We start from the raw sequence: 10,856 nt of genomic DNA, 5'->3' as shown, positions 1-10,856 counted from the left end.
AAAAAAAACACCTAAAATTCTTTATACAAAGACCGACGAAGCCCCTGCACTGGCAACACACTCATTGTTACCCATAGTTAAGGCTTTTACCAATTCGGCAGGAGTAGTTGTCGAAACCAGGGATATCTCTCTGGCAGGCAGAATACTGGCAATTTTCCCGGAAAAGCTTGCCGACGCACAAAGAATTTCTGATGATTTGGCTGAACTTGGCGAAATAGCAAAAACTCCGGAGGCAAATATTGTTAAGCTTCCGAACATTAGTGCATCAATACCACAGCTAAAAGCAGCAATAAAGGAGCTTCAGAACCAGGGATATAATATCCCTAACTATCCTGATGAACCTCAGACGGCTGAAGAGAAAGATATTAAAGCCAAATATGATAAAATCAAAGGGAGTGCTGTTAACCCTGTGTTGAGAGAAGGCAACTCTGACCGAAGAGCCCCAAAAGCAGTAAAAGAATATGCAAAAAAGCACCCACATTCCATGGGAAAATGGAGTGCTGATTCGAAATCGCACGTGGCAAGCATGACCGGTGGAGATTTCTACGGAAGTGAAAAATCAGTTACAATTAAGAAAGAAGGGGATGTTAAAATTGAGTTTTTTGGAGATGACGGAAGCAACATAACGTTAAAAGAAAAAACGGCTTTATTGGAAGGTGAAGTAATTGATGCTGCCGTGATGAGCAAAGCAGCGTTAAGGTCATTTTTGGAGGAGCAGAAGGAAGATGCAAAAAAGCAGGGTATCTTGTTTTCTTTACATCTAAAAGCGACTATGATGAAGGTTTCGGACCCTATTATTTTTGGGCATGCAGTAACCGTCTTCTTTGCTCCTGTTTTTGAAAAGCATAAGGAAACCTTGGCTGAAATCGGTGTAGATGAGAATAATGGCTTTGGAGACCTGCTTGGAGGGATACAGAAACTTTCGGAAGATAAAAGAAAACAGATAGAGGCTGATATTGAAGCTTGCTATCAAAATGGGCCAGGATTAGCAATGGTAAACTCAGACAAAGGTATTACCAACCTTCACGTTCCCAGCGATGTAATTGTCGATGCCTCAATGCCTGCAATGATCAGGACGTCCGGTCAAATGTGGAATGCTGAGGGAAAACAACAGGATACCAAAGCTATAATACCTGACAGGTCATATGCCGGTGTTTATCAGGAAACTATTGATTTTTGTAAGAAAAATGGTGCTTTTGATCCATCTACAATGGGTAGCGTATCCAATGTTGGACTAATGGCTCAAAAAGCTGAAGAATATGGTTCGCATGATAAAACATTTGAAATTCCTGCTAAAGGAACAGTGAAAGTGACAGATGCTTCTGGTAGCATTCTGTTAGAACATAAAGTAGAAGAAGGCGATATCTGGAGGATGTGCCAAACCAAAGATGCTCCAATCTGCGACTGGGTCAAGTTAGCCGTTAACAGGGCTAAAGCCACAGGTTCACCTGCAGTGTTTTGGTTAGACCGCAACAGAGCCCACGACGTTCAGTTAATAGAAAAGGTAGAAAGATACCTGAAAGACTATGATACTTCTGATCTTGAGATTCATATCATGTCACCTGTAGAAGCAACCCGGTTCTCTCTGGAAAGGATCAAAGAAGGGAAGGATACCATTTCAGTAACAGGAAACGTATTACGTGATTACCTAACCGATCTTTTCCCTATCCTGGAATTAGGCACAAGTGCTAAAATGTTGTCTATTGTTCCTTTGATGCAAGGTGGAGGTCTGTTTGAAACTGGTGCCGGAGGTTCCGCACCGAAGCACGTTCAGCAATTTGTAGAAGAAGGCCACCTGAGATGGGATTCATTGGGAGAATTCCTTGCGCTGGCAGTCTCCCTGGAGCATTTGGGTGAAACCTTTAATAATGACAGGGCCAAGGTACTGGCCGAGGCATTGGATAAAGCCACCGGTCAATTTCTGGAAAAGGATAAGTCACCTTCTCGCAAAGTAAATGAGTTGGATAATAGAGGTAGTCATTACTATTTAGCACTTTATTGGGCCCAAGCATTGGCAGAGCAGGGTAAGGATGCCGAACTACAAACTATCTTTTCTAAAATAGCTCAGAAACTGGCAGATAATGAACAAAAGATCATTGATGAATTAAATGCTGCACAAGGTAGTCCTGTAGACATTGGAGGGTATTATAACCCTAACCATGAAAAGGTTTCCAGGGCTATGAGGCCAAGTGCTACGTTAAATGAAATAATAGAGTCTATTTAATAAATAGAACTTTGACGGTGATATAAACAAACGGCTGCTTACAAATAGTAGGCAGCCGTTTTATTTTTATTGTAATTGAGCCGTTGTTCAATGCATTAGAAACCAAGCATTTTAATGGCTGTAATAGCAGCTTCATCTCCTTTGTTTCCATGTTTTCCCCCGGCCCTATCCAGGGCCTGTTGCTGATTGTTTGGTGTGAGTACACCAAAGATGACAGGCTTGTCGTATTTTAAACTTACATTGGTTATACCATGGGCAACTGCACTGCAAATGAAGTCGAAGTGCTTGGTTTCCCCTTGTATCACACACCCAATGCAAATTACGGCATCTACGTCTTCTCGTTTGGCCATCCACTGAGCAGCAAGGCTCAGTTCAAAGCTTCCGGGTACATCTTTTCTAAGGATGTTTTCCTTTCTTACACCATTCTCTCTCAGTGTATTGTACGCACCTTCAAACATGGCTCCGGTAACAGCTTCGTTCCACTCGGACACTATAATTGCGAAAACCTTGGTGTTAATATCGGGAAGATATTTTTTAGAAAATGCGCTTAGGTTCTTATCTGCTGATGACATTATGTTAGAGTTTTTTCAAAAATAAAAAAAGGGATAAAGATCTAAACCTTACCCCTTTAACAAAATTCATTAATTCTTATTTAGGAAGCTGATCCTGTTAATCTTGCCCTATACTTTTTAGCCGTCTGAACCTCATTTGAGTCCCAGTATTTATTTATTATCGTATCATAGGCTTCAATCGCAGCTTCGTTGTTGTTGTTTTTCTCATATGCCAGTGCTGCTTTTAATAAGTATCTTGGAGAAAACTGTTTGTTAGGTTCATAACCGGCAGCTTTTTTATAAAAAGAGGCAGCCTTTTCATAGTCACCTTTTTCCATATGAGCATCGCCAATTAGACTGAATGCTCTTGCCTGAACCAAAAGATCGTCAGCACTGAAATTTTCAAGATACTCAATGGCCGATTCATAATTGCCCTTTTTAAGGTAAGCCGCTCCTGCATAGAAATTGGCAAGGTTCGCAGCGTCCGAAACGCCATACTCCTCTATAATATCCAGAAAACCTAAATTGTTACCATCACCATTTAAAGCAAGATCCAAACTATCAGACTCAAAATAATGTACCGCCTGGAACATTTCATTTTGAGCTTTAGTGTTTTGAGAGTTTTTATAATACTGGTATCCAAAGAAACCTGCCACAATTAGGGCCAAAACTGCTCCAACACCAAATACCAGTCCTTTGTTTTTAGTAACAAATTCTTCTGTTTTCGAAATCTGACCAGCTAAAGCCTCAGGATTTTCAAGAATATCCGTGTTATGCTGTTCAGTAGTTTTTTTGTTTTTAACTGCCATCTGCAATAATTTTAAGGCTGCAAAGCTACTAATTACTTTATAAAGAAGAAACAGGATTTGTTAAAAATCCTGTTTCACATTAAGTTGTTTGGACATTGAGCCAAATATCAATCTTTAATATAAGGATAATCACTCTCGGCGTAAACATCCTTAAATGCTTCCTCAGGTTTAGGGAAATCAGATTCTTCAGCAAACTTTACACACTCGGCAACCTGATCTTTTATCCTTTTCTCAATTTCTTCGATATCATCCTCTGTAGCATACTTCTTATCCAAAAGAGTCTGCTTAACCTGCTCAATAGGATCTTTTTGTTTGTATGATTCTACTTCATCTTTGGTTCTGTACTTAGCAGGATCAGACATAGAGTGGCCTTTGTATCTGTAAGTTCTAAACTCCAGCAATGTAGGGCCTTCACCTTTTCTTGCACGTTGTGCAGCTCTTTCCACTGCTTCGTGCACCGCTTCTACCGACATGGCATCAACAGGCTCGGAAGGCATATCGTATGATTCTCCCAAAGTATATAGTTCGGTTACGTTTGAAGTACGTTTCACAGAAGTACCCATGGCGTATCCGTTGTTTTCAATTACAAAAATCGCAGGAAGCTTCCAGGTCATTGCCAGGTTTAAGGCCTCATGAAAAGCACCTTGTCTCACGGCTCCGTCACCCATATAGCATATGCAGAGGTTGTCTGTCTTGTTGTACTTTTCAGCAAATGCAATTCCTGCACCCAATGGCACCTGACCCCCTACAATACCATGGCCGCCATAGAAATGATGCTCCTTGTCAAACATGTGCATCGATCCTCCTTTACCTTTAGAGATCCCGGTCTCCTTGGCGAAAAGTTCGGCCATTATTTTTTTCGGATCCGATCCTAAAGCGATAGGATGAGCGTGATCCCGATAAGCGGTTATATATTTGTCACCTTCCTTTAAAGCAGATACTGCTCCGGCAACACAAGCTTCTTGTCCTATGTATAAGTGGCAAAAACCTTTAATTTTTTGCTGACCATAAAGTTGGCCTGCTTTTTCTTCAAATCTTCTCATGAGCAACATGCTCTCAAACCATGTTAAATAGGTTTCTTTGGAAAACTTGCTTTTGGCAGAAGATTTAGATTTGGTCTTTTCTTTTGTTGTACTTGCCATAATGTTAATTTTGAACTCTTAACTGGACTGCGAAAATAAGTAAAAAAAGTTAATGCACATTGAAAAATTAAGTTTGTTTAATTTTAAGAACTATGAAGGGATTACGCTTAATTTCTCAGAAAAAGTTAATTGCCTGGTAGGAATTAACGGCAGTGGAAAAACCAACCTGCTAGATGCAATACATTATCTTTCGTTGACGAAAAGTGCATTTAACAGCATTGATAGCCAGAATATCATGTTTGGAGAAAATGCCTTTAACATTAAAGGAAGTTTTGTTAAAGAGGATAAACATGTAGAAGTAAGTTGCGGATTTCAGGAAGGAGTAAAAAAGGTTTTTCGTATCGACAGAAAGGAATACGATAAGTTAAGCGAGCATGTAGGGAAGTTTCCGATCGTATTGATAGCGCCTAACGATGTTGATGTAATCCGTGAAGGAAGTGAAGTGCGTCGAAAGTTTTTTGACACTATCCTTTGCCAAATGGACAGCAAATACCTGGATAACCTTGTGAAGTATAATCAGTATCTCAAGCAAAGAAATAGTGCGTTAAAAAAATTCGGATTTACAGGACGTGTAGATTATGATCTTATTCATACCTATGATGTGCCAATGCTTGAATTAGGAAAGGCTATCTTTGAAAGCAGAAATAAATTTATCAAAGACTATTTTCGGATATTTCAAAAACACTATTCGTTACTATCACAAAATAAGGAAGAGGTAACAATCTTGTATAAATCCGAGGTTGAAGATCAGGCCTTTGAAAAGAAGTTTAAGGCAGGCATAAAAAAGGATTTGGCTTTAGAACGAACTTCAATGGGTGTTCACAGGGATGACTACAAGTTGTTAATCGAGGATAACGTTTTGAAGAAATTTGGATCTCAAGGTCAGCAAAAGACCTTTTTAGTAGGGTTGAAAATGGCTCACTTTGAAATAATAAAAGAGCTTAAGGGGCTTAAGCCAATATTGCTGCTGGATGATATTTTTGATAAACTTGACTCATTGCGTATCAAGCAGTTGGTAAAAATGATAGCTGATCAAACATTTGGACAAATTTTTATAACTGACGCTCGAGAGGAGCGAACGAAAGAAATCTTAAAGGAGTTAGATATTGATGCCTCGTTCTATCATGTAGACAAGGGCACCGTTAAAGAAGCGTCGCATGGATAAGAAGAAGTATAACCCACGTAAATCGGATATCTCTACTGTTGGAGAAGCAATCAACGATCTTTTGAATAGTTATCGCCTGAAAGGGCGGTTTGATGAGGCAAAGCTGGTTTCATCCTGGGAGCGGCTAATGGGCAGAACTATAGCAAACAGAACCGGGAAAATATTTATAAAAAAGCAGGTGCTTTTTGTGGAAATCAATTCTGCACCATTAAAGCATGAGCTTAATTTGTCAAAGAGTAAGATCATTGATATTTTTGAGCGCGAAATCGGGCATGGCGTAATAGAAGAGATTATTTTTCTTTAGAAGAAAAGGCCTGAAAATGCATTAAGAAGCGATTTTTGAAAAAATATCATCTTTTTTTTTAAAAAATTTGATTAAAAGAAAAAAGCGTATAATTTTGCACTTCCTTTGGAAAAAACGGTAACGGAAATGCCAGAAAACAAAGGGTAGTTCATTTGAATTTTTGAAGCTTTGGGGGGATACCAAAGCGGCCAACTGGGACGGACTGTAAATCCGTTGTCTTATGACTTCGCAGGTTCGAATCCTGCTCCCCCCACATTTAAATAGTAAGATTTGTTTTACGATTATATAACAAAGTCGTAATTTTATCTTCCTGTTGGATCATAAGCGGGAGTAGCTCAGTTGGTAGAGCGACAGCCTTCCAAGCTGTAGGTCGCGGGTTCGAACCTCGTCTCCCGCTCATAATTTTGAGTTTAAGGTTGATAGATATTCCTCTTTGATCATAAGAGGCTGAGAAGCTTACAACTTTAAGTTATGAACTTTGAACTTTTCTGACCGAGATAGCTCAGGGATAGGGCATCCTGATTTTAAATCAGGTAGGTCGGGTAGCACCGGCAAAATATGCTCTGAGGCTTAGCGGAACTAGCCGAGATAGCTCAGGGGTAGAGCGCTTCCTTGGTAAGGAAGAGGTCGGGGGTTCAATTCCCCTTCTTGGCTCTAAAGATATGATTAAAATAATTCATATCACATAAACGAGCTACGGAGTTTAGCAACGAAAGAAAAGGATCATTACCGTAAATTGTACGGTGCAATGAGCCTTATACTCATTTAAAGGGTAAATAATTTTAATAACGAATATAATTTTAACTAAACTAGGGATTTTCAAATATGGCTAAAGAAAATTTTGACCGTTCAAAACCCCACGTGAATATTGGAACAATCGGTCACGTAGACCACGGTAAAACAACTTTGACTGCTGCGATATCAAAAGTATTATCAGACAAAGGTCTAGCACAAAACAGAGACTTTTCTTCAATCGATAACGCACCTGAGGAAAAAGAAAGAGGTATTACAATCAACACTTCTCACATTGAGTATGCAACTGAGAAGCGTCACTATGCTCACGTAGACTGTCCAGGTCACGCGGATTATGTAAAGAACATGGTAACTGGAGCTGCTCAGATGGACGGTGCTATTATAGTTGTTGCCGCTACTGACGGTCCTATGCCACAAACAAGAGAGCACATCCTTCTTTCTCGTCAGGTAGGTGTACCTGCTTTGGTTGTATTTATGAACAAAGTTGACTTAGTAGACGATCCTGAATTGTTGGAACTTGTAGAGATGGAAATCAGAGAATTACTTTCTGATTATGACTTCCCTGGTGATGATATTCCTGTAATCCAAGGTTCTGCTCTGGGTGCATTGAATGGTGAGCCTGAGTGGGTTGCTAAAGTTGAAGAATTGATGGATGCTGTAGATAACTACATCCCTCTTCCAGAGCGTTTGATCGACAAAGATTTCTTGATGCCTGTTGAGGACGTATTCTCTATTACTGGTAGAGGTACTGTTGCTACTGGTAGAATTGAAAGAGGTGTAATCAACTCTGGTGATCCTGTGGATATCTTAGGTATGGGTGCAGAAGGTTTGAAATCTACTGTAACTGGTGTTGAGATGTTCAGAAAGATATTGGACAGAGGTGAAGCTGGTGATAACGTAGGTCTTCTTTTAAGAGGTATCGAGAAAAGCCAGATAAAGAGAGGTATGGTAATCTGTAAGCCAGGTTCTGTAACTCCTCACCAAAAATTCAAAGCTGAGGTTTACGTTCTTTCAAAAGAAGAAGGTGGTCGTCACACTCCTTTCTTCAACAAGTACAGACCTCAGTTCTACTTGAGAACTACTGACGTTACAGGTGAGATCATGCTTCCTGAAGGTGTGGAAATGGTTATGCCTGGTGATAACGTTTCTATCGAAGTTAACCTTATCAATAAGGTTGCGATGGAAAAAGGACTTAGATTCGCTATCCGTGAGGGTGGTAGAACAGTAGGTTCTGGTCAGGTAACTGAAATTTTAGATTAAGAATAAAAATATTCTAATAAAGCGTTCCGAAAAACTCGGAACGCTTTTATTTTCTAAAAAGTTGTTGTATCTTTGCAGACCATTTTGGGCTGTGGTGCATGCTTTGGTTCAAATTGGTGTTGAAATGAAGCGGGCTGATGCTTCTATGAGATAAGCTCGTCAAGGGAAAGCAACTAAAATATAAACGGGTGTAGCTCAATTGGTAGAGTAGTGGTCTCCAAAACCATTGGCTGGGAGTTCGAGTCTCTCCACCCGTGCTAAATTTAAACGAAAAGTCTGATGCATAAGTTAAAGACATTTATTCTGGAGTCATACGATGAGATGAAAAATAAAGTCTCATGGCCGAAGTATAGTGAGCTTCAGAGCAGTTCCATCTTGGTGCTGGTAGCTTCTCTTATTTTTGCTTTAGTAATAGGCTTAATGGACTATGTCTTCCAAAATGGCATGGACTGGTTTTATAACGAATTTTAATTACTAAGACTTGACTAGCGATGAGTGAATTAAAATGGTATGTGGTAAGGGTTGTAAGCGGTCAGGAGAAGAAAGTTAAAACTTACCTGGAGACTGAAGTGGAAAGAGAGAAACTTCAGGATTTTATTCCCCAGGTGTTGATTCCTTCAGAGAAGGTGTATGAAATGAGAGGAGGAAAGAAGAGAGTCAGAGAGAGAAACTTCTTTCCGGGTTACGTACTGGTATCAGCCGACCTAAGTAATGGAGAGGCTAATCACCTGGTTACTAGTATCCCTGGTGTTATCGGTTTTCTTGGCAATAATGGCACAGGCTCTTCAAAGGAACCAGTGGCGTTGCGTCAATCGGAAGTAAACAGGATCTTAGGTAAGGTCGATGAGATTGATGAATTTGAGGAAAAGCTGGAGACACCTTATATAGTAGGAGAGTCCGTAAAAGTAATGGATGGTCCTTTCAGTGGTTTCACTGGTACTGTAGAAGAGGTATTTGAAGAGCGTAAAAAGCTCAATGTAATGGTAAAGATATTCGGCAGGAATACTCCTGTAGAATTAAACTATATGCAAGTAGAAAAATTAGATTAAGATAATGGCTAAGGAAATTAGTGGATACTTGAAGTTGCAGATTAGGGGAGGTCAGGCAAACCCTTCACCACCAGTTGGTCCTGCGTTAGGTTCTAAGGGACTTAACATCATGGATTTCTGCAAGCAGTTTAACGCGAGAACGCAAGAGAAGCAGGGTCAGGTGTTACCTGTTCTGATTACAATTTATTCTGATAAGTCTTTCGACTTTGTAATTAAGACTCCCCCTGCCGCGGTTATGCTGTTAGAAGCTTCTAAGAAGAAAAGTGGTTCTGCGGAACCTAACAGAACAAAAATTGGAAGTGTTACCTGGGATCAGGTTAAGGCAATTGCTGAAACAAAGATGCCCGACTTGAATGCTTTCAAAATAGATTCTGCCATGAAAATGGTTGCTGGTACAGCCAGAAGTATGGGAATAAAAGTAACTGGAACGGCTCCTTGGGAGTAAAATTTGAAGCAAATGGGAAAACTGACAAAAAATCAGAAAGCAGCGCAAGCTAAAGTGGATAAGCTAAAGGAATATTCCCTTGATGAGGCTGCTAATCTATTGAAAGACATCACTTTCACTAAGTTTGATGCTTCTGTAGACTTGGATATCCGTCTTGGCGTTGATCCTAAGAAAGCTGATCAAATGGTAAGAGGTGTAGTTACACTGCCTCATGGTACAGGTAAAGACCTTAAAGTATTGGTGCTTTGTACTCCTGACAAGGAGCAGGAAGCCAAAGATGCAGGTGCTGACTACGTGGGATTGGACGATTACATTAAGAAGATTGAAGGCGGATGGACTGACATAGATGTAATCATTACAATGCCTACTGTAATGGCTAAAGTAGGTAGATTAGGTAGAGTTCTTGGTCCAAGAGGTTTAATGCCTAACCCTAAATCAGGTACTGTTACTTTAGAAGTAGGTAAAGCAGTGCAAGACATTAAAGCGGGTAAGATCGACTTTAAAGTAGATAAATTTGGTATCGTCCACGCAAGCGTTGGTAAAGCGTCTTTCACACCAGATAAGATTAAAGACAACGTTCAGGAGATGATCAGTACAATAGCTAAATTGAAGCCAGCTTCAGCGAAGGGAACATACTTTAAAAGTATCAACATTTCTACCACAATGAGCCCTTCAATCACTATTGACAAACATTCATTATCAGGAATAAAATCATGACAAGGCAAGAAAAGGCAAATATAATAGAGTCACTGACCGAGAAGTTCAATAATAATCCGCATTTCTATATCACGGATGCTTCAGGTCTTACAGTAGCACAGATTAATGCTTTCAGAAAGGTTTGTTTTGATAGAGGTGTAGAGTATGGTGTATACAAAAACACACTTATCAAGAAAGCGCTCGGCAATGTTGAAGGTGATTTCACTGATCTTGACGAGTCATTAAAAGGTTTTTCAGGCGTTATCTTCTCATCAGAAGTAGCTAACCTTCCTGGAAAAGTAATTAAAGAATACAGAGACAAACAAGGTTTGAAAAAACCTCTGTTAAAGGCTGCTTCCATAGATAGGGATTTCTTCATCGGTGAGGAAAATCTCAAAACATTAACCGAACTTAAGTCTAAGCAAGAACTTATCGGCGAGGTTATTGGTCTTCTTCAA

The 10,856-nt window shown here is 39.8% G+C and carries 12 protein-coding genes and 4 tRNA genes; 13 read left to right on the top strand and 3 right to left on the bottom strand.

The genetic code is table 11. The features are described 5' to 3' along the window. On the top strand, window positions 1-2,224 hold a 2,224-nt coding region (locus tag E1163_RS07280), incomplete at its 5' end, for an NADP-dependent isocitrate dehydrogenase (RefSeq protein ID WP_155170776.1). A gap of 95 nt (window positions 2,225-2,319) precedes the next feature. Here the strand turns inward: E1163_RS07280 and ribH are convergent. The 3 genes from ribH to pdhA all read right to left on the bottom strand — a co-directional run bounded on the left by ribH (window position 2,320) and on the right by pdhA (window position 4,726). After that, window positions 2,320-2,796, bottom strand: a complete 477-nt coding sequence (gene ribH / locus E1163_RS07275) for a 6,7-dimethyl-8-ribityllumazine synthase (protein ID WP_155170775.1) — start codon at window positions 2,794-2,796, stop codon at window positions 2,320-2,322. An 80-nt stretch (window positions 2,797-2,876) separates the two neighbouring features. Then, a complete protein-coding gene (locus tag E1163_RS07270) occupies window positions 2,877-3,584 on the bottom strand; it encodes a tetratricopeptide repeat protein (protein ID WP_155170774.1) in 708 nt (235 codons plus the stop codon). A 107-nt stretch (window positions 3,585-3,691) separates the two neighbouring features. Beyond that, window positions 3,692-4,726, bottom strand: coding sequence for a pyruvate dehydrogenase (acetyl-transferring) E1 component subunit alpha (gene pdhA, locus E1163_RS07265; RefSeq protein WP_155170773.1), 1,035 nt, complete (start codon window positions 4,724-4,726; stop codon window positions 3,692-3,694). 52 nt (window positions 4,727-4,778) lie between these two features. On the opposite strand from pdhA, the gene recF reads away from it, so the two are divergent. The 12 genes from recF to rplJ all read left to right on the top strand — a co-directional run. Further along, window positions 4,779-5,891, top strand: a complete 1,113-nt coding sequence (gene recF / locus E1163_RS07260; RefSeq protein WP_155170772.1) for a DNA replication/repair protein RecF — start codon at window positions 4,779-4,781, stop codon at window positions 5,889-5,891. After that, on the top strand, window positions 5,884-6,195 hold the full coding sequence (locus E1163_RS07255; protein ID WP_155170771.1) for a DciA family protein: 312 nt from the start codon (window positions 5,884-5,886) through the stop codon (window positions 6,193-6,195). Before recF ends, E1163_RS07255 begins: the two co-directional genes overlap by 8 nt. Before the next feature lie 170 nt (window positions 6,196-6,365). Next, window positions 6,366-6,448: transfer RNA gene (locus E1163_RS07250), tRNA-Tyr, on the top strand. Window positions 6,449-6,519: 71 nt separating this feature from the next. Then, a tRNA-Gly gene (locus E1163_RS07245) sits at window positions 6,520-6,592 on the top strand. A gap of 185 nt (window positions 6,593-6,777) precedes the next feature. After that, window positions 6,778-6,849, top strand: a tRNA-Thr gene (locus E1163_RS07240). A 171-nt stretch (window positions 6,850-7,020) separates the two neighbouring features. Beyond that, window positions 7,021-8,208: an elongation factor Tu gene (tuf, locus tag E1163_RS07235; protein WP_155170770.1), complete on the top strand. Its 1,188-nt coding sequence runs from the start codon at window positions 7,021-7,023 to the stop codon at window positions 8,206-8,208. Between the two features lie 184 nt (window positions 8,209-8,392). Next, window positions 8,393-8,465: transfer RNA gene (locus tag E1163_RS07230), tRNA-Trp, on the top strand. A gap of 22 nt (window positions 8,466-8,487) precedes the next feature. Continuing rightward, complete coding sequence (secE, locus tag E1163_RS07225; RefSeq protein ID WP_155170769.1) at window positions 8,488-8,679, top strand: preprotein translocase subunit SecE; 192 nt, start codon at window positions 8,488-8,490, stop codon at window positions 8,677-8,679. Between the two features lie 20 nt (window positions 8,680-8,699). Further along, window positions 8,700-9,257, top strand: a complete 558-nt coding sequence (nusG, locus tag E1163_RS07220) for a transcription termination/antitermination protein NusG (RefSeq protein ID WP_155170768.1) — start codon at window positions 8,700-8,702, stop codon at window positions 9,255-9,257. A 4-nt stretch (window positions 9,258-9,261) separates the two neighbouring features. Next, window positions 9,262-9,702 (top strand): 50S ribosomal protein L11, encoded by a 441-nt coding sequence (rplK, locus tag E1163_RS07215; RefSeq protein ID WP_155170767.1) that lies wholly within the window; start codon window positions 9,262-9,264, stop codon window positions 9,700-9,702. Between the two features lie 12 nt (window positions 9,703-9,714). Further along, window positions 9,715-10,419, top strand: a complete 705-nt coding sequence (gene rplA, locus E1163_RS07210; RefSeq protein WP_155170766.1) for a 50S ribosomal protein L1 — start codon at window positions 9,715-9,717, stop codon at window positions 10,417-10,419. After that, window positions 10,416-10,856: 50S ribosomal protein L10 (gene rplJ / locus E1163_RS07205; protein WP_155170765.1), on the top strand; the 441-nt coding region annotated here is incomplete at its 3' end. The genes rplA and rplJ, both read left to right, overlap by 4 nt.

The sequence above is a fragment of the Fulvivirga kasyanovii genome (genome assembly GCF_009711405.1).
GTDB lineage: Bacteria > Bacteroidota > Bacteroidia > Cytophagales > Cyclobacteriaceae > Fulvivirga > Fulvivirga kasyanovii.
The sequence above is the reverse complement of the archived record's forward strand: the minus strand, read 5'-3'. Positions and strand labels throughout refer to the sequence as shown.